The sequence below is a fragment of the Ruegeria profundi genome, from assembly GCF_001507545.1.
In the GTDB taxonomy this organism is placed as follows: Bacteria; Pseudomonadota; Alphaproteobacteria; order Rhodobacterales; family Rhodobacteraceae; genus Ruegeria; species Ruegeria profundi.
This window is the reverse complement of record NZ_LQBP01000005.1, coordinates 61962-80459: the sequence shown is the minus strand read 5'-3', so window position 1 is coordinate 80459 and position 18498 is coordinate 61962. Positions and strand designations below refer to the sequence as shown.

Annotated in this window: 22 protein-coding genes; 8 read left to right on the top strand and 14 right to left on the bottom strand. The window is 57.9% G+C overall.

The annotated features are described in order from the left end of the window. Positions 1-45 precede the first annotated feature (45 nt). Complete coding sequence (locus tag AVO44_RS10705) at positions 46-531, top strand: RNA pyrophosphohydrolase (protein ID WP_068337308.1); 486 nt, start codon at positions 46-48, stop codon at positions 529-531. Between the two features lie 147 nt (positions 532-678). Continuing rightward, the gene (locus AVO44_RS10700) at positions 679-1314 is read left to right on the top strand and encodes a hypothetical protein (protein WP_068336609.1); all 636 of its coding nucleotides are present in this window, start codon (positions 679-681) and stop codon (positions 1312-1314) included. A 78-nt stretch (positions 1315-1392) separates the two neighbouring features. On the opposite strand, the gene AVO44_RS10695 is transcribed toward AVO44_RS10700, so the two are convergent. The 3 genes from AVO44_RS10695 to AVO44_RS10685 are packed head-to-tail and all read right to left on the bottom strand — an operon-like array spanning position 1393 to position 3865. Next, positions 1393-2382: an adenosine kinase gene (locus AVO44_RS10695; protein WP_068336607.1), complete on the bottom strand. Its 990-nt coding sequence runs from the start codon at positions 2380-2382 to the stop codon at positions 1393-1395. After that, positions 2379-3023: an endonuclease III gene (gene nth, locus AVO44_RS10690; protein ID WP_068336600.1), complete on the bottom strand. Its 645-nt coding sequence runs from the start codon at positions 3021-3023 to the stop codon at positions 2379-2381. The genes AVO44_RS10695 and nth overlap by 4 nt, the downstream gene beginning before the upstream one ends. Positions 3024-3064: 41 nt before the next feature. Continuing rightward, positions 3065-3865 (bottom strand): methyltransferase domain-containing protein, encoded by an 801-nt coding sequence (locus AVO44_RS10685; protein WP_068336598.1) that lies wholly within the window; start codon positions 3863-3865, stop codon positions 3065-3067. 136 nt (positions 3866-4001) lie between these two features. Between AVO44_RS10685 and AVO44_RS10680 the strand changes: the two genes are divergently transcribed. Together AVO44_RS10680 and AVO44_RS10675 are read left to right on the top strand one after the other, a co-directional pair. Further along, positions 4002-4853 carry a methylated-DNA--[protein]-cysteine S-methyltransferase gene (locus tag AVO44_RS10680; protein WP_068336596.1) on the top strand — a complete coding sequence of 284 codons (852 nt, stop codon included), beginning with the start codon at positions 4002-4004 and terminating at the stop codon, positions 4851-4853. Between the two features lie 177 nt (positions 4854-5030). Continuing rightward, on the top strand, positions 5031-5465 hold the full coding sequence (locus AVO44_RS10675; RefSeq protein WP_068336593.1) for a glyoxalase superfamily protein: 435 nt from the start codon (positions 5031-5033) through the stop codon (positions 5463-5465). A 61-nt stretch (positions 5466-5526) separates the two neighbouring features. On the opposite strand, the gene AVO44_RS10670 is transcribed toward AVO44_RS10675, so the two are convergent. After that, positions 5527-6966 (bottom strand): aldehyde dehydrogenase family protein, encoded by a 1440-nt coding sequence (locus tag AVO44_RS10670; protein ID WP_068336591.1) that lies wholly within the window; start codon positions 6964-6966, stop codon positions 5527-5529. Positions 6967-7149: 183 nt separating this feature from the next. Between AVO44_RS10670 and AVO44_RS10665 the strand changes: the two genes are divergently transcribed. Further along, positions 7150-7800: a peroxiredoxin gene (locus AVO44_RS10665; RefSeq protein WP_068336589.1), complete on the top strand. Its 651-nt coding sequence runs from the start codon at positions 7150-7152 to the stop codon at positions 7798-7800. Positions 7801-7868: 68 nt separating this feature from the next. On the opposite strand, the gene AVO44_RS10660 is transcribed toward AVO44_RS10665, so the two are convergent. Then, positions 7869-8600, bottom strand: a complete 732-nt coding sequence (locus tag AVO44_RS10660; RefSeq protein ID WP_068336587.1) for a glycosyltransferase family 25 protein — start codon at positions 8598-8600, stop codon at positions 7869-7871. A gap of 219 nt (positions 8601-8819) precedes the next feature. Between AVO44_RS10660 and AVO44_RS10655 the strand changes: the two genes are divergently transcribed. Next, positions 8820-9455 (top strand): DUF1326 domain-containing protein, encoded by a 636-nt coding sequence (locus tag AVO44_RS10655; protein ID WP_068336584.1) that lies wholly within the window; start codon positions 8820-8822, stop codon positions 9453-9455. A gap of 50 nt (positions 9456-9505) precedes the next feature. On the opposite strand, the gene AVO44_RS10650 is transcribed toward AVO44_RS10655, so the two are convergent. Together AVO44_RS10650 and pnp are read right to left on the bottom strand one after the other, a co-directional pair. Next, positions 9506-9844 carry a putative quinol monooxygenase gene (locus AVO44_RS10650; RefSeq protein ID WP_068337307.1) on the bottom strand — a complete coding sequence of 113 codons (339 nt, stop codon included), beginning with the start codon at positions 9842-9844 and terminating at the stop codon, positions 9506-9508. Between the two features lie 132 nt (positions 9845-9976). Further along, positions 9977-12127, bottom strand: a complete 2151-nt coding sequence (gene pnp / locus AVO44_RS10645; RefSeq protein ID WP_068336580.1) for a polyribonucleotide nucleotidyltransferase — start codon at positions 12125-12127, stop codon at positions 9977-9979. A 285-nt stretch (positions 12128-12412) separates the two neighbouring features. Here pnp and AVO44_RS10640 point away from each other — a divergent pair, with 285 nt between their 5' ends. Further along, positions 12413-12613: a hypothetical protein gene (locus AVO44_RS10640; protein ID WP_068336572.1), complete on the top strand. Its 201-nt coding sequence runs from the start codon at positions 12413-12415 to the stop codon at positions 12611-12613. A gap of 49 nt (positions 12614-12662) precedes the next feature. Then, positions 12663-12839 carry a hypothetical protein gene (locus AVO44_RS21035; RefSeq protein ID WP_157769968.1) on the top strand — a complete coding sequence of 59 codons (177 nt, stop codon included), beginning with the start codon at positions 12663-12665 and terminating at the stop codon, positions 12837-12839. Positions 12840-13069: 230 nt separating this feature from the next. On the opposite strand, the gene AVO44_RS10635 is transcribed toward AVO44_RS21035, so the two are convergent. The 7 genes from AVO44_RS10635 to rbfA form a co-directional block, all read right to left on the bottom strand. Continuing rightward, positions 13070-13921, bottom strand: a complete 852-nt coding sequence (locus AVO44_RS10635; protein WP_068336570.1) for a hypothetical protein — start codon at positions 13919-13921, stop codon at positions 13070-13072. A 297-nt stretch (positions 13922-14218) separates the two neighbouring features. Further along, positions 14219-14488: a 30S ribosomal protein S15 gene (gene rpsO / locus AVO44_RS10630; protein WP_068336567.1), complete on the bottom strand. Its 270-nt coding sequence runs from the start codon at positions 14486-14488 to the stop codon at positions 14219-14221. Between the two features lie 141 nt (positions 14489-14629). Beyond that, positions 14630-15697, bottom strand: a complete 1068-nt coding sequence (locus AVO44_RS10625) for a calcium-binding protein (protein WP_068336565.1) — start codon at positions 15695-15697, stop codon at positions 14630-14632. A gap of 94 nt (positions 15698-15791) precedes the next feature. After that, entirely contained in the window at positions 15792-16295 is a 504-nt protein-coding gene (locus AVO44_RS10620; protein WP_068336563.1) for a DUF1643 domain-containing protein, read from the bottom strand. 21 nt (positions 16296-16316) lie between these two features. After that, positions 16317-17222, bottom strand: coding sequence for a tRNA pseudouridine(55) synthase TruB (gene truB, locus AVO44_RS10615; RefSeq protein ID WP_068336561.1), 906 nt, complete (start codon positions 17220-17222; stop codon positions 16317-16319). 60 nt (positions 17223-17282) lie between these two features. After that, a complete protein-coding gene (locus tag AVO44_RS10610) occupies positions 17283-18020 on the bottom strand; it encodes a phosphodiester glycosidase family protein (protein ID WP_068336557.1) in 738 nt (245 codons plus the stop codon). Beyond that, positions 18017-18412 carry a 30S ribosome-binding factor RbfA gene (gene rbfA, locus AVO44_RS10605; RefSeq protein WP_068336555.1) on the bottom strand — a complete coding sequence of 132 codons (396 nt, stop codon included), beginning with the start codon at positions 18410-18412 and terminating at the stop codon, positions 18017-18019. Before rbfA ends, AVO44_RS10610 begins: the two co-directional genes overlap by 4 nt. Between the last annotated feature and the right edge of the window lie 86 nt (positions 18413-18498).

The window sequence follows — 18498 nt, the reverse complement described above, 5'->3', positions numbered from 1 at the left end:
CGGTCACGCTTGGTACAGCTTGGCCGGACAACCATGAGGCCGCGCATGACCCCCGAACAGATCGCCAAACTGCCCTATCGCCCCTGTGTCGGGCTGATGCTGATGAATACTGGGGGTAAAATCTTTGTCGGTCAGCGCAACGACCGGTTTGAGGATGCGTGGCAGATGCCCCAAGGCGGCGTAGACAAAGGTGAGAACGCCCGCGACGCGGCCCTGCGAGAGTTGTGGGAAGAAACCGGCGTTACTGCCGATCTGGTTCAGATCATCGCTGAAACCGATGGCTGGCTACCCTATGACCTGCCGCATGACATCGTGCCCAAGATCTGGAAGGGCCGCTATCGCGGGCAGGAACAGAAATGGTTCCTGATGCGCTTTCTGGGGACTGATAACCAGATCAACATCGAGACTGACCACCCCGAGTTCACCCGCTGGAAATGGCAGGACCCCGCGCGCCTGATTGATGAGATCGTGCCGTTCAAACGAGATGTGTATGAGCGGGTGATGGAGGCGTTTGAGGGGTATTTGGGGTGAGGGCTGTTTGTTCGTTTTCAGCCTGATGAAGCTGATGTCAGGCGTTGCACAAACGCCCATACCTGCAACAGCTCAGGGCTAAATGGATGGACAAGCGTAGCTACAGCCTGAATAAGTGGGTCAATTAAGCTACGCAGGTACTCCTGAATGCCATTCACTCCAACTTGGGAGCTGCTTAGCTCATTCGGCAGTTCAAGATTTGCGAAACTGAGTGTCTTTGTCCCAGTTTTTGGATACTTCATTATTTTCAACGACGCTTTTGTTGCGCTCGTAGGATCGTCGATGGAATGGGCATGTATCGCATTTCAAAGTGTTGCTTGTGGTGACGGTGGTTTCGCCAAGCTTGACAATGACTTCATGCTTCGCAAGGTAGTGAATATCTATATTGCTCTTTCTGCTATTGGTCTTTCTACCGTAGTCTTCCAAGGGTTTTGTCCCCATGAAGTGAAGAAATTTTGGCACGTAGAAGATTATGTTGCTGAAAACACAAAAGTGTTCCACCATGAGTTTAACCGTCGAATTCGCAGTGTGCTGAACAAGAGCGTGCCTAAGGATACCTCGCGTATCCAAGAAACTTTTAACCGTTACAAAGAATATGACCGGCCAAAAGCTAGCGAGATGTATGATCGAGATATTCTTGCGTTGTGGTTCTCTTTTCAAAATACCCGTTTTGAAGCCGCGCGCTGGACGTGTTTCGTTTTTTTCACAGTCGGCGTAGCGCTTCTAACCTACCCAACGGTGACAGTGTTTCTCAAAGTTTGCGCAATCATAATAATGGGTTAAGCATACCCTGCTCTCGATAAAGGTTGCCATTGGCACAGCGGCTGCGGAGTCACAGTTTGCCCACAAAACGGCCCCCCTTCAAACCAATCCCGCCTCCCGCAACAATTCCACCATGTTCGCCTCGGGTCTCGGGCCGATATGCGAAATCACCTCGCGGGCGCAGACATTGCCGATTTTTGCGCAGGTCTCGTAGTCGCGGCCTGTCGCCATGCCGTACAAGAACCCGGCGGCGAACTGGTCGCCCGCGCCGGTTGCGTCGACGGGCACAATCTTTTCAACCGGCACATTAATGCGGGTGCCTTCGTGTAGAATGCTCACCCCATCGCCAGACCGGGTGCAGACGACCAGAGGGCAAATCTCAGCCGTTTTCGCCAGCGCTTCCTCAAGATCGCTGGTTTCAAACAGTGACTTGATCTCGTCCTCGTTGCCGATAACGAAATCCAACTCGTGTTCGATCAGTAGCAGGAAATCGGCGCGGTGGCGTTCCACGCAGAACGGGTCGGAAATGGCGATGCCGGTTTTGCCGCCGCCCTTGTGGCAGTCACGCGCGGCCTCAAGAAACGCAGCCTTGCCCTTTTCCTTGTCGAACAGATAGCCTTCGAGGAACATGATCTGGCTGTTGCCTGCCACCTCATTCGGGACGTCCTTTGACGACAGTTCCGAGGAAATGCCCAGATAGGTGTTCATCGACCGTTCACCATCGGGCGAGACAAAGATCATCGAGCGTGAGGTCGGCAATTCTCCCCCCGGCACGGGCGGGTTGACGAAATCCACCCCGTCCTCGTTCATCGCATCCGCATAAAACCGGCCCAGCGCGTCATCATGAACCCGGCCAATGAACGCGGCGTCCAGGCCCAGCGCACCGGCCCCGGCGATCGTGTTGGCGACCGACCCGCCCGGAGTCTGTACCCGCCCCTCCATCGCGGCATAAAGAACCTCGCCCCGGTCACGTTCGATCAGTTGCATGATGCCCTTCTCGATCCCCATCAGTTCAAGGAAGTTGTCATCGGCCTGGGAAATCACGTCCACAACGGCATTTCCGATGCCAACAAGCTGGTAGGTTTTCATAGGTTCTTGTCCTCAAATTCGCAGAGATCGCGGATGATGCAGGTTGCGCACATCGGTTTGCGTGCCTTGCAATGATAGCGGCCATGCAGGATCAGCCAGTGATGCGCATGAAGCTGGAAATCGGTTGGGATGTTGTCTTCGATTGCGCGCTCAACAGCATCAACGGTTTTACCCGGACAGATACCGGTGCGGTTGCCGACACGAAAAATGTGCGTGTCTACGGCCTGCGCAGGGTACCGCCACCACATGTTCAAAACCACATTGGCCGTCTTGCGTCCCACGCCCGGCAAGGATTGCAGCGCCGCGCGGGAATTTGGAACCTCACCACCGTACTGATCGACCAGAATGCGGCTCAGCTTGATGACGTTCTTCGCCTTCTGGCGGAACAGGCCAATGGTCTTGATATGCTCGATCAACCCCTCTTCGCCCAGATCCAGCATCTTTTGCGGCGTATCTGCGATCTGAAACAAGGCGCGCGTGGCCTTGTTGACACCTGCATCTGTCGCCTGCGCCGATAGGGCCACGGCGACGACAAGCGTATAGACGTTCACATGCTCCAGCTCACCCTTGGGTTCGGGGTCAGCGTCATGGAAGCGCGTGAAGATCTCGCGGATTTTGTGATAATCGAGTTGCTTTGCCATCCGACCCTTAATGCAATGCCTGAACCGGCGGGTAAAGTGCGTCAGGCACGAGTTGCGGCAAAGAAATGCGCTTCTTGCGGAACGATGAACACCCCGTCCTTGTCGTAAGGGGCAAGGTGATCGGCGATATCCTTCAGAACGCGGTCAATGACGGCATCCCCTTTTGCGCGCATGTCCTGTTCCACCGGCAAGGCCAGAACCTGCGCCCGCAAGTCTTCAAATCGGCGGTGGAGTGTGATGATGTCATGCTCGGCAACCCGAAACCCGGCGTCGTCCAAAAGCGCGGTGATCAGATCGCCATCGCGAAACGAAAACGGCGCCCGCGCCTTTTGCGCGGCACCGTGGCTGACATGCCGCTCCAGTGCTTCGGCCAACCCGTTGTTGAACTCTGAGATCGCGCTCCAGCAGGTCAGGCACAGTTTACCACCCGGTTTCAGCACGCGGTGTATCTCGGCCAGTGCCGCAGGTTTGTCGGGAAAGAATTGTAGCCCTTGCTGAATACAGGCCACATCAAAACTATGATCGTCAAAAGGCAGGTCAGTGACATCGGCAGCCATCCAGTCCACGGAATGGCTGGACGCAGGTGTCAACGCCGAGGCCACGTCGATCATCGTCTGGTTCAAATCAGCACCGACAACGCGCCCACGACCCGGTAACGTTGCGATGATCTCTCGCGTAAGCGCACCGGTGCCACAGGCGACATCCAGCACATGGTCATTTTCGCAGAGTCCCAGCTTTTTAACCGTGGCCTTCGCCAGCGGCGCGAACATGGCAGGCACGGAATGATCCTGGTACTTTCGGGCAGCGGCACCGGACAGGTGGAAGGCGTCGGCTTGGGGCATATCAGTCGCTCCTGAGTTTCCTCAGAGTAATCAGCCGGGCTGATTCCAACAATGGGCACAAAAATCGCAAGTTTCGGGTCGCTTCGGTCAGGTTCGACCGTCTAGGATCAGGGCGAGCCACAAAAAGGTGACAGCCATGAATATCCAAAACTCCGAATCCGGTTATCACTACAACGTCATGCGGCGCGCCATCGACCTGATTGACCAAGGCGGCGAGGGGCTGAGCCTTGAAGAACTGGCGCGTGAGATGAACATGAGCCCGGCCCATTTCCAGCGCCTGTTCTCGCGCTGGACCGGGGTGTCGCCGAAACGCTTTCAGCAATATCTGACATTGGGTCACGCCAAAGCCCTGCTGCGCGACCGGTTTACGACGTTGGAGACGGCGCACAACGTTGGCCTTTCAGGCAGTGGCCGCTTGCATGACCTGTTCTTGAAATGGGAATCCATGAGCCCCGGGGAATACGCCCGCAAAGGGGCTGGGCTGACAATCTATTGGGGCTGGTTCGAAAGCCCCTTTGGCCCGGCCCTTGTCATGGGGACTGAAAGGGGGATCTGCGGTTTGGCCTTCGGGGCAGAGTCCGGCGAAGAAGGCGCGATGGAGGATATGCTTTCACGTTGGCCACAGGCTGATTTTGTCGAGGACCCGATGCGGCTGCGGCCTTGGGCACTCGGCGCCTTTGGCGCGGCCAGCGACCGGCTGGAGCCGACACCGCTCTACCTGATTGGCTCACCCCTCCAGATCAAGGTGTGGGAAGCTCTGATGCACATCCCTTCGGGCCATGTCACAACCTATTCCGAGATCGCAGAACGGGTCGGCTCACCTCGGGCCGTTCGTGCCGTGGGAACGGCGGTTGGGCGCAACCCTGTCAGCTGGTTGATCCCCTGCCACCGGGCATTGCGCAAATCCGGGGGCTTGGGCGGCTATCACTGGGGCTTGCCGGTCAAACGCGCCATGCTCGCCTACGAGGCCGCGCAGGCCGATGCCTGATTGACAGGCAGGCTTGCCAATGCAACAAGGCGGCTAGGTTCGGGTCCCCTGCCGCTCGCGGTCTTATGATTTTGGTGAAACCCGGTTGAGTGAACATCTGTTGCCCTTTCCCGGCGCACGGATGGCAATGCGAGCCCCGTCCAATCTTTGCGCCCGTTTACGGAAACGAGGCAAGACATGACACAAACCGAAACAATCGCCCCGATAGGCGAACTCAAGGCGCAGGGCAAGCGGCTGCGTGAAAAACTGCGCGGCACAGGGGTCGACCTGTCGCACGCACAATCGCTGGAACTGGTCGCCCACCAGCATGGCGTGCGCGACTGGAATACGCTGCGCGCCATGGCCGGAAACCGGATGCACCTGCGTGTGGGTGACAGGGTCAAGGGCACCTATTTGGGTCAGACCTTCACCGCTGAGATTCGCGGCCTGACTGTATTGGGCGATGGGGCGCACAGGCGGATTACCCTGCAGTTCGACGCGCCCGTCGACGTGGTCACTTTCGACAGCTTTTCGTCGTTCCGGCAACGGGTCAGTGGCGAGGTTGGATGGGATGGCCGGTCCACGCGCCGAACATCGAATGGTGAACCGCAGTTGGTGGTTCGACCCATCTGACAAACTAAGGGCAAGGCACATCTCTTCGCCTTGCCCAATCTGTTTTCGATGGTGTTTGATTTTACTCTAGCGTCCAGCCGCCAACGGCTTTGACCTCAAGAAAATCCTCAAGACCCCAAACGCCGCCTTCGCGTCCATTGCCCGATTGCTTCATCCCGCCAAACGGCGACCCGGCGCTGCGTGACTGACCATTCATCTCGACCATGCCCGACCGCAGATGACGCGCCATCCGGTTGGCCCGCGCGCCGTCCTGAGTCTGGACATAGTTGGTCAGGCCATACGGCGTGTCATTGGCGATCTCGATGGCTTCATCCTCGGTATCGAAGGGGATCATGGTCAAGACCGGGCCAAAGATTTCCTCGCGCGCGATGGTCATCTGGTTGTTGGCATCTGCAAACACCGTGGGGCGCACGTAGTAGCCCTTGTTCAGCCCCTCGGGCCGCCCTGTGCCACCTGCAACCAGACGCGCGCCTTCGTCGATGCCTTTCTGGATCAGATCCTGAATCTTGGTCCACTGAACCTCGTTCACGACCGGGCCGATATGGCGTCCTTCCTCGGACGCCGGTCCAACAGTGACCTTGCCAGCCACTTCGGCGGCTGTCTCGACCGCCTGATCATAGATTGGGCGCTGCACCAGCATACGGCTCGGGGCGTTGCAGCTTTGGCCGGTGTTCTGCATCATATGCAACACGCCGCGCTTGACCGCCTTTTCGTCGGCATCGGCAAAGATCACGTTTGCGCCCTTACCGCCCAGTTCCAGATGCACCTTCTTCAACGTATCCGCAGCATTCTTGGAAATCGCAGTACCGGCGCGGGTCGAGCCGGTAAAGCTGACCATGTCCACGTCCGGATGGCCTGAAAGCTGTGACCCAACTCCGGCGCCATCACCGTTCACCAGATTGAAAACCCCGGGCGGGAAACCGGCCGCATCCATCATCTCGGCAAATATCATAGCGTTTAGCGGGCTCTGTTCCGACGGTTTCAGAACCATTGTGCAACCCGCAATTGCCGCAGCACCCACCTTGAGCGTGATCTGGTTCATCGGCCAGTTCCACGGCGTGATCAGGGCAGCGACACCAACGGCCTCAAAAATGATCCGGTCATTGGGGGCATGATCACCCAGCGGGCGTTCGAACTGGAAGTCACGCGCCGCGCGGATGAAGTTTTTCAGATGGTAAATCCCCGCACCCGATTGCGCCGTGCGCGACAGATCAATGGGCGCACCCATCTCAAGCGACATGGCCTGTGCCAGATCTTCGGCGCGGGACTGATAGATCTCGGCCAGTTTTTCGACCAAAGCAATCCGATCCGCGACCGGGGTGGCCATCCACCCTGGCAAGGCCGCCTTGGCCGCCGCCACAGCTGCATCCGTATCGGCCTGCGTACCGAGTGAGATGACCGCGCATGGCTCTTCGGTCGAGGGGTTGATGACGTGAAAGTCATTGCCCGACGCGGGGGCCACCCACTGACCGTTGATGTAAAAATCGCGTTTTTCGATCATGGCGTATTCTCCTGTGCCCGCAGCTCAAAATAGCGTAGTTGCGGCTACTCTGGCACCGGCAACAGGGCGCGGCAAGACATGATTTGATCAAATCATTCCGCGCGAATGCAAGGTTTAACAATCGCGGAAAGTGTTTAGGTTGACGGCAGCCGAATCGGGCTTTTACAGCAAAGGAGCTTCACAATGGGTTTGCGCATCAACGATACGGTTCCGAACTTCACAGCAGAAACGGACCAAGGCACCATTCAGTTTCACGACTGGATCGGCGACAGCTGGGCAATCCTGTTCTCGCACCCCAAGGATTTTACGCCTGTCTGCACGACCGAATTCTCGGCCGTCGCGCAACTGAATGACGAATGGGCGGCCCGCAACACCAAGGTGCTGGGCGTGTCGGTGGACGGCGTCGAAGACCACAAAAAGTGGAAAAAGGACATCGAAGCCTATGGCAACGCCAATCCCGGCTTTCCCATCATCGCCGATGACGGGTTAGCGGTATCCAAGGCGTTCGACATGCTGCCAGCCGAGGCATACCTGCCCGATGGCCGCACACCCGCAGACAGCGCCACCGTGCGGTCGGTCTTTATCATCGGGCCGGACAAACAGCTGAAGCTGTCCATGACCTATCCGATGACCGTGGGCCGGAACTTTGCCGAGATTTTGCGTGCGCTGGACGGTTTGCAAATGTCGGCCAAGGGTGTGGCCACACCAGCAAACTGGATACCGGGCGAGGACGTGATCATCCCCCCTGCGGTGTCAAACGACGAGGCGAAAGAAAAGTTTGGTGAGTTCAAAACGGTCTTTCCATATCTTCGTACGACAAAAGCACCGTCCTAATACGGATTTGGGTATTGGGGGCCGACTCGGCCCCCAATCGCGCGTTCGGGCGCAGTTTGGCAAAGATGTTAGTCCGACGCAGCGGGCGGGCGCTGAGGGTGTAGATGCAGCTGCGCCCGATAGGCAGCACGCTTAAACTCTCGGGTCAGTTTATCAGACAAAGGTGGCTTGCTCTGAATGGTCGAGCCGCCGATTTCGCCCGCAATTTCCTGATTGCCACTGCCTTGCAACGCATGGATCGGCTGGCCGGTCAGCCAGTGCATCTGAAGAAACGTATCCACGGGCCGGTCGATCTGAGTGGTGGCAGCCAGCAGACGGTTGGCCGCGCGTCGCCCCACCAGTTGACAGACACATTGCAGGCCGATCACCTTGGGCAGGATCAGGCGCAGCCCGTTTTGGCAAGCAAGGGTTTGGGCCGGGACTTCGCGCTGTTTCACGGGGATGCGGATGTAGTGATCCGGCGTGGCGATCGGTTCTAGCATCTCCAACGCCTCGGCCATACGCGGGGCGTCGATACGCAGGTCATCTTCGGTGATGATCGCCAGATCAATCTCTTCCTCGACCATCCTGCGCCAGATACGGCGGTGGCTTTCGAAGACGCCGATCTCTGCCGGCTGCAACGCAAACGGATAATGCGGTCGGTGCAGGTTGCCGGGGTGCAGCTGAACTCTGGCAATTTGATCAGGGTCGCGGCCATTTACTGCCTCGAAAAGCTCGGCATTGGGAAGGTCGGCGCAAAGCCGTTCAGCATTGGGGCGCCGGGCCATACTTGAGGACATATGAATGACAAAAGATCGCATAGCGCTTTGCATAGATCACAGATGCTTGCAGGGAAAGCGAAACTCTGCGCCGCGCGTTTTCAGAACCCGCAGGGCGAGCCGGACTTTAGGTGAAGGCACCGAAAGGCACGGACATCAGTTCGTGATTTGCCCCTTATATGGTAGGGTGGCGGTGGCAGACCCGCATTCAGGCAGACCGTCGACCTCGAGCATACAGGCCGTGCAAGACAGGAGAGGACGATGGCATTCACAGATTGGTACGTTGAAGGCGACGCTTTCGGGAACTGCAATTGCGGCTATGCCTGCCCCTGCCAGTTCGAGGAATTGCCGACCCACGGTCATTGCCGCGGGTTCGAGGTTTTAGAGATTTCCAAAGGTCATTTCGGGGACATCGACCTCACCGGGGCAAAGGCCGCGTTGATTTACGCCTGGCCGGGCCCGATTTTTGAGGGCGGCGGTGAGATGCAGGTGATTATCGACCCCAGCGCATCGGATGCTCAGCGGGTTGCACTGGAAAAGATCTTTCATGGGGAAGAGACCGAGGAAATGGCAACCCATTGGTTCGTCTTCCGAGCCATGTGCAAAACCATTCACGAAACGCTGTTTGCGCCCATTGACTTTGAAATGGACATAGAGGGGCGCACCGCGAAGGTCGCAATCGGGGACGTCCTGAACTCGACCGGTCGCCCAATTCAGGCGCCCCACGGTGGCGGCGAACACCGCGTTCGCATCGACATCCCCGGCGGGATTGAGTTTACCCTGGCCGAAATCGGCAGCGCGTCGACCAAGGCGGATGCTGCGATCAAGCTGGACCTGACCGACAGCTACGGGCAATGGCACGTCATGAAGCACGGACCGTCAGGAGTGGCGCATTAGCGATCTACGTCATGACCCAAGCGTGCAAGACGGCGATGTTTTTGCGGAAGCTATCCGTCGACTGACGAGGCACCGTTAAAGTTTTCGAAACCGTCAGTGGTCTCAACCACCTCTGCCTCGAAATGGGCGATCATCGACATTGCGATTGGTTCGATCTGGTCATGCCAGACCTGCCCGCCGTAGAAATCGCCCTTTATCTTCTCTCTTGCCTCAATCGAGGGGAAGGCGCGCATCCAGTGAACCTTGTCTGCATCTTCCAAATCCCGAAGCGGGCCGAAAACCAGCATACCAGCGTCGCGCAGTGCTGAGCGATTATGCTTTTCAAAGAACGTGATAAACTCCTCTCGGCGTCCGGGCTTGAGGGTGTAGTGACGTATTTCAAGGATCATGTAAGGGCCTCTTAGAACAGTCCTTTTACTTTCGGTGTCGCCCATCGACTTTTCAAGAGGTAGCGAAAGCAGCCCTTATAAAAAAGACCCCGGTCGAAACCGGGGCCTTTCGGGTCAAAAAAGGCGTGCAGATTAGTCTGCGCTTTCCTCTTTCTTTTCTTTTTTCTCAGGCACAACCTCTTCGCCAGTTTCCTGATCGACGACTTTCATTGACAGGCGGACCTTGCCGCGGTCGTCAAAGCCCAGCAGCTTGACCTTTACTTCCTGACCTTCCTTCAGAACATCCGACGGATGGTTCAGGCGGCGGTTTTCGATCTGGGACACGTGGACCAGACCGTCGCGCTTGCCAAAGAAGTTCACGAAGGCACCGAAGTCGACGATCTTGACCACTTTACCGGTGTAGATCTGACCTTCTTCCGGCTCGGCCACAATCGAATAGATCATGTCATAGGCCTTTTTGATCGATTCACCATCGGGCGAGGCGATCTTGATGACCCCGTCATCGTTGATGTCGACCTTGGCACCCGAGGTTTCCACGATCTCGCGGATGACCTTACCGCCCGAGCCGATCACTTCACGAATCTTGTCAGTCGGGATGTTCATGGTCTCGATACGCGGCGCGTGGACCGAGAATTCGCTGGTCTCGGACAGGGCTTTGCCCATCTCACCCAGGATGTGCATCCGGCCATCTTTGGCCTGTGCCAGGGCGGTTTCCATGATCTGCGGCGTGATGCCTGCGACCTTGATGTCCATCTGCAACGAGGTGATGCCGTTTTCGGTACCCGCTACTTTGAAGTCCATGTCGCCAAGGTGGTCTTCGTCACCCAGAATGTCGGTCAGAACGGCGTACGACCCGTCATCTTCCAGGATCAGACCCATGGCGACACCGGCAACCGGAGCCTTCAGCGGAACACCCGCGTCCATCATCGAAAGCGAACCGCCACAGACCGACGCCATCGAGGATGAGCCGTTGGATTCAGTTATCTCTGACACCACGCGGATGGTGTAGGGGAAGTCGGTCGGCGCAGGCAGAACCGCCTGCAGCGCGCGCCATGCCAGCTTGCCATGACCAATCTCACGACGACCAGGCGAACCAACGCGACCAACCTCACCAACCGAGTAGGGAGGGAAGTTGTAGTGCAGCAGGAAGTTCGATTTGAAGTTGCCATGCAGCGCGTCGATAAACTGCTCGTCGTCACCGGTGCCCAGCGTGGTCACAGCCAGTGCCTGCGTTTCACCACGGGTGAACAGGGCGGAACCGTGCGTACGGGGCAACAGCGAGGTTTCGGCTTCGATCGCGCGAACATCGGTGGTTGAACGACCGTCGATGCGCTTGCCGCCTTTGACGACGTCACCGCGCAGAATGCCGGCTTCCAGCTTTTTCATCGCCGAACCAAGGTTGCTGTCTTCCAGCTGTTCCTCGGTCAGTGCTTCCTTGATCGCTTCACGGGCTGCAGCAACAGCGGCGGTGCGCTCTTGCTTGTCGGTGATTGCAAAGGCCGCGCGCATCTGCTCTTCACCGGCGGCTGCAACGGCAGCGTACAGGTCCGAGTAATCGGGGGCTTCGAAGGCGAACGGCTCTTTCGCGGCTTCTTCGGCCAAACCGATGATCAGATCGATGACCGGCTGAATCTGCTCATGCGCGAAAGTCACGGCACCCAGCATTTCAGCCTCGGACAATTCGTAGGCTTCCGATTCCACCATCATCACGGCGTCTTTGGTACCAGCCACAACCAGGTCCAGACGCTGTTCGGGGTTCAGGCGCAGGTCCTGCATGTCGTCCACGGTCGGGTTCAGGACGTATTCACCATCCACGAAACCAACACGGGCACCGGCGATCGGGCCCATGAACGGCGCACCGGAAATGGTCAGCGCAGCCGACGCCGCGATCATCGCAACGATGTCGGGATCGTTGACCAGATCGTGACTCAGCACGGTGCACATCACCAGCACTTCGTTCTTGAAGCCGTCAACGAACAGCGGGCGGATCGGACGGTCGATCAGACGCGCGGTCAGCGTTTCTTTCTCGGTCGGGCGCGCCTCGCGCTTGAAGAAGCCGCCCGGAACCTTACCGGCGGAATAGTATTTCTCTTGGTAGTGTACGGTCAGCGGGAAAAAGTCCTGGCCGGGCTTTTGCTCTTTGGCAAAGGTCACGTTCGCCATGACGCTGGTTTCGCCCAGCGTGGCAATCACGGTGCCGTCGGCCTGACGGGCAATCTTGCCGGTTTCCAGTGTAAGCGTTTCTTCGCCCCACTGCATTGATTTCTTTGTTACATCAAACATATGCGTATCCTAAAAGGGAGCACTCCCAGGCGCATCCCGGGTCTCCCGTTTGCTTGGCGGCCCCATTGCCGCCGACCCCACTTTATCTTCCATTCGAGTGCCGGGGTCAGGGCACAACGTCTCAGATGTCTGGCGCATACATGAGAATGGACCCGAAGGAAAGCGAAACCGAACGGCCAGACCGCGCGGCGCAGCGTCGAAACTATGCCCTTTTCGGATGGGCTTGCGAGACAAAGCACCTAGATTGAGGCATGTGTATCAACGACCCGCCGTCGGAGGATGTGGATGATCACCCTGATGCGGTTCCTGTTCGCGGCGTTTATGGTCGCGGTGGCCCATGCGGCACCTGCCGCGTCTTTGGGCTGGGCTGACCTTCCGGACCCTTCGGTGCAGGATTATGAGGATCCGTTCCGCGACCTCAGCCCCGAGCAATTCGATGATCCGGGTGCTGTTAAACAGCGACTGGACGCCGAGATATTCCCATGAACCTGTCCGCCTGATCAGCCTGCTGACCATCGACTCCTCCGATTACTGAATGAACGTGGTCGACGGCCTGATGCCGATGCGCGCGACCTTCCGGTTGGATGTAAACCACGCCGAACCGCTAGGCGCGCAGACCGACCAGAGCACCGACGTCCTAAGCTTTGGCGGCCACTTGCGGGCCGCGGCACAGCGAAAAACGAGGGCTTTCTCGCGCAGGACTCAGGATTAAAAAGGGGCGCGTTGTAACGTTTAGTTGCCATCGCCCTGATTTTGGGCGGCGGTTTTGCCGCCCTGAAAGCTGAGGCGGTGTCTGCAGAATCCCCAATACGCCGGTGGCAATAATGATGCGCTATTGCCTGCGGCTGGCACTGAATTCAGAAAAGGCGAAGAGGTAGGGAAGGAGCCCTAAATCAAAATAACGTTGCCCCGAATTGACTGCGGGGCAACGCCTCAATCATATCAAGCGACTGATCTCAGATGCCGGAACGGAATCTTCTCGAAATGGAGAGAACACCCCATACCAAGGGTTCGGCGATTGTCTAGGGAACAATGGACCATCAATCCGGCCTCAGAAAAGGTAACATCCTCGATGGGATCGATATCGTTGTCTTCAAGACCCGGAAAGTATGGGCGGAGGTCAGTCAGGATGCGGCTGAAAAACTCGTCTGGGCTTTCGCCGGTTTCGGCTTTGATTGCCCTGATGCGCGCGGCGTCGCTTTCGTCAAGCTTCCGCGAAAAGTTACCTCCCTGGCCGACTTCGACAAGGGAATTGTCGATCTCCAGCTCGACCCCACGTTTCCAGCGTAGCGGCATTCCAACTTTCCAGGTCACCCACGGTTTTCCGTTCGCTGTATCGCGATAGCCGGGCGTCCCGATCCCCCAGTGACGCGTCAGCGCGTCGCGATATCCCTCAACCTGCTTTTTCCAGTCGCCCGACGTCACATCAAGCCTCACAATCGGGCCTGATAGGCTGGTTCTTTTCAGGACTTCCAGAAAACGGGTTGGTTCGATGATGGAAAGCGCGGTTACCGCTACGGCCCAGAGGGATGCGTGTGGATCTCGGTAATCTGGCTCTGGACGATACCCAAGTTCATTCATCCGTTTAAGGAACGCCTCAACATCAAACCGCACAACCGGGAGTACGGTTCTGTCGTCGGGTGAAGGCGATTTAAGGGCTAATTGCAACCCATAGGAGTCCGGGAAACCAAACCCTCGAGCAAGGCCCTGATCCAAATGGTTCCATTTGATCTGGTCCCGGATGGGCCAAAGCGCAGTTTTGAGCAATTTGTAAGACTGAAAATCAAGCGACATGCTTTTCTCCTGACGGCTCCATACGCTCGCAATTATGACGGGAGCCTCTGTGACAGAGAGCATTGTCGAACTTTCGGGTGTGTTCATTGCTTTTTGGGCTTGCGAGTGCCCCGGCGCTTGCCTTTCACCAAAGTGCGCAATGCCGCGCGATTAGTCAATAGTAGGTTCGCAAAAAAGTTGTATGCCCTAGCACGGCGGAATGAAACGTTTGCGGTTCTTCTTGTAATATCTTGTACCACAAAAAAACGCCCGCCAAAGTGGCGGGCGTTTCAAATCTGCAAGCGGTACGATCCAGCCTCAGCGGCGGATGCCCAGCTTTTTGATCAGGTCCTGGTAACGCGCTTCTTCCTTGCCCTTCAGGTAGTCCAGCAGCTTACGACGCTGGGCAACCATCTTCAGCAGACCGCGACGACCATGGTTGTCTTTCTTGTGGGTCTTGAAGTGCTCGGTCAGGGTGTTGATGCGCGAGGTCAGGATGGCAACCTGGACTTCTGGCGAACCGGTGTCGCCGTCCTTGGTTGCGAATTCTTTCATGACGCGTGCTTTTTCAGCGGCAGTGATCGACATCGGGGTCTCCTTTTAAGGTTAGCGTGAATGGCGCAGGCCGGGATGTCGTCCAGCGCAGGCCCATGGAGAAAACCGCACCGATTCCGATGCGGATGGGCGCGTATAGGCGTATTTTCTTCGAATGGCAAAGGGTTTCTTAAATCAGCTTAGCGCGGTCAGGTGCGCCAGTTCAGCACCCGAGATCAGTTGAATGTCGTCAGCGGTCAATCCTTCTGCGCCAAGCAACTGCGCAACACCCTGCCCGTCAACAACCACATGGACCAGATTTTCGTTCTCAGCGTCAGTTTCGATCTGAATTTCCGGATCATCCTGACCGTCCCAGGACACGAAAAGCTTATCCTGGCCGGGTTGGAAATCCATCACGGTCACCGCTTCATCCTCGGCATCGGGGTCAAGAATGATGTCATCCGCGCCGTCGCCCCCGGTAACGATGTCTCCACTGCCTGCCAGAAATGTGTCCTCTCCGGCACCGCCGTTCAGAAAGTCAGGGGCGTGTTCGCCATCGGGGTCCTCACCGGTAAGCACATCATTGCCATCGCCGCCGAACAGAACGTCCTCGCCCGCGCCTCCGTCCAGGATATCGTCGCCGAAACCGCCATGCAGCGCGTCATCGCCGTCACCGCCAAGCAGAGTGTCATCGTCCTGCCCGCCGTAAAGGGTATCGTCGCCCGCACCCCCTTCCATCTGATCTGCGCCGAAATGGCCGTAAAGCGTATCTTCGCCGTCACCCCCTGCCATCAGGTCATCCCCGTCCTCACCGCGAAGGATGTCATCTCCTACACCGCCTAAAATGGTGTCTAAACCGGCGCCCCCATGCAGCACGTCATTGCCTTCGCCGCCATCAATGATGTCATCGGCGGCAAAACCATTGATCTGATCATCTCCGTCCTGCCCGTTCAAAACATCCGCTTCGGCGGTGCCAGCAATGACCAGATCGCCTTGATACTCGGACACAATCGTTCCGGTTGGGGGCGTACCGGTTGAGGAGTCTTCCGCCTCGGTCTGCTCTTCAGCTTCGGTCTGGTCTGCAGGTTCGAGCGTATCTTCCTCAGGCGTGTCGATTTCAATAAATTTACCCTCAGAGATTTCGTCGGGCTGGTCATCAATGCTGTCGTCCTCTTCAGGCGCGTCATCAGAGACAAACGCGTCGCTCAAGGCAATAGCCGCACCACCGACGGCGGCAAGGCTCAGCAAACCGAACAGAAACATGGGAACCCTCCGTGAACGCATCGCCCCGACGGTAAATATCCCATGCAATCAACCGCTTGGTCAAAGCCAAGCTGGTCTTGTGGTTAACCCTTTGTCACCATGGTTCGGGTTGCTGAGTATACGCGATATAGAGCGGATGTTTCGGGTGCCCTTCCTTGGTCAGCCCCAGATGAAACAGCGGCAGACCCGTTCCGCGCAAAAGGGTTTCGACCGCAGGGCCACGCTCCAGATGCGCACCGTGGGTGCCCCAGGCGGCAATGACCTGATCGGCCCAATCTGCTCCGCCCAGAATGGCGGCGTCATTTTCCGGCCCCACCGGATCGGCTGCGGCGCGCATCTTGCGCGGGTCGGTGTCGCGCCAGGCAAAGATGTTGGTCACTTGAAACGCGCCGAACCCCAGCGCCCGCGCGCGCCGTTCACAGCGCTCGACGGTCGGGTCATTCTGCACCTCGGTCGCGGTCGATGGGTTCAGCATCACGAACAGCGCCTTGCGACCTGCTGGGTCCCAGATACGGGTCAGGCTATAGCGATATTTCTCGCAGTCAGAGTAAACGGCGGTCGAGGGCGCATCGCCTTTGGTATGGGAACGGGTGATCATGTCCTTCGCCTAGCATGCCGGTCAATCGACGAACACCCGGTGCGGGTGTAGCTCACCGGATTTATATATGCCCACGGCCACGGCCTTGCCGTCGAGCGAAGCCCATGCCTCATCGCCATATTCCACGTCACCAGCCAGAACCATGCCCGGATTGCCATTGCGCAGACGGGTGGCGCCCTCAGGGGTGCACTTCAGCTCTGGCAGGTCGGTCAGGCCGGTTTCCAGCGGGTGTAGATACTCGTCCAGCGCGGGTGTCTTGGCCATTTCGTCGATCTGCTCGATGCTCAGGCCGTCTTCGGCCTCGAACGGGCCGGACCAGATGCGGCGCAGTTCTTTGACGTGGCCGTGGCATCCCAGTGCTTCGCCCAGATCGCGGGCAATCGAGCGGACATAGCCGCCTTTGCCGCAGGTCATCTCTAGCACAACGTGGTCTTGATCAGGGCGGTCGACCAGAACCAGTTCCTCAACCCAAAGCGGGCGGGCGGACAGTTCCACATCCTCACCATCGCGAGCCAGCTTGTAAGCACGCTGTCCGTCGATCTTCACGGCTGAGAACTTGGGCGGCACCTGCATGATGTCGCCCAGAAACGGGGTCAGCGCCTGTTTGATATCGTCATCCGAAGGGCGCGCATCGCTCTGCGCAATCACTTCGCCCTCGGCATCGTCGGTGTTGGTGGCTTGTCCTAGACGCACGGTGAAGGTGTAGGCTTTCAGCGCATCGGTGATGTAGGGGACGGTCTTGGTCGCCTCACCCAAAGCCACGGCCAAAACGCCGGTTGCTTCGGGGTCCAGAGTACCCGCATGGCCCGCTTTCTTGGCGTCCATAGCCCAGCGCACCTTGTTGACCACAGCGGTCGAGGTCATGCCCGCAGGCTTGTCCACCACCAGCCAACCGGAAATGTCGCGGCCCTTGCGTTTGCGTCCCATCTTGCACCTTGATCCTTGCTGAGGCGCGCGACCTAGCGGATCGCTCTGCCGCTGTCAATTTCAGGGCGCGTCTTCTACCACCCCCACAATGGGACCCAGCGAAAACCCGATGTCAGACCGGTTGCTGGCCCGCTCATACATTCGGGAAATATTGCCGTCGAGAAACAGCGCGTTCGGAGTTTTCAGCACATCGCGAAACAGGCTGCCAAACTCGTGGAAGGTGACATAATCGTCCGAGATTGCAAACACCGCCCGCGCCCCATCCGCGCTGGTGCCCACCCCATTGCGCACATAGAGCGAGGTCGAATCAGGCAGAAAACGCGGATGCAATTCCCCGTCAATCACCAGCATCGGGCCGGACTGGGTAGCAAAGCGGCACAAGGGTGCCCGATCTACGTAGTCCAGCGTTTCGAACACGTCGGCGCGACCGTCACGGATGCAGAACACTCCGTTGGGCAACAGGCCGAAATTGCCCGGCCCTGCATTGGGGATCACGCGCATCTGTTCTTGACCATCTTCGACATAATGGCCAACGGGTGAGCGGTCATCGTGGTACATGCCCGCATTCATCGCGAAAGCCAGACGTTTGCCGTCGGCGGCCAGCACTTCGTTCACCGAGGAGAAATGCCCCAGCAACTCGCCATTTTCATCCTTCAGAAACAGGCGAAGGTCTGCCTCGGACGCATCCACTTCGCAAACCGTGTAACGCTTTTCTTCATGGGTCACCTTTTCGCAGGTCACCGCAGCAGCTTGCGCGGCCCAAAGGACAGCGCCCAAGGAGATAAGTGCGCGTATCACTCGTCCAGATCGCGGCGCACCGCGTCCTGTTCAAACATGCGGCGTGTGTCGTCCAGACGATCAAACGTGTCATCCAGACGGAACCGCAGATCGGGCGAGAATTTCAGGCCGACCTTCTTGCCAACCACGCGCCGCAATTCACCCTTGTTGCGGGCCAGCAGTTCAATCACGTCCTCCTGCCCTTTGCCACCTAGGGGCAGCACATAGGCCGTCGCGATCTTCAGATCGGGTGAAGTGCGCACCTCACCCACAGTGATGGACATGCGATTCAGGTCGGGGTCGTGGACATCTCCGCGCGCCAGAACCTCGGACAGGGTGCGGCGGATCAGCTCGCCGACGCGCAGCTGTCGTTGGGACGGGCCGGGGCCATCGTGGAATTTGTTCTTTGCCATACCCCCGATCTAAGCCCAAAGCAGGGCTTTGCCAAGCGGGCGCGAACGGGGTAGGAGGCTTTGAGCCGACAAATACGAAAGGACCA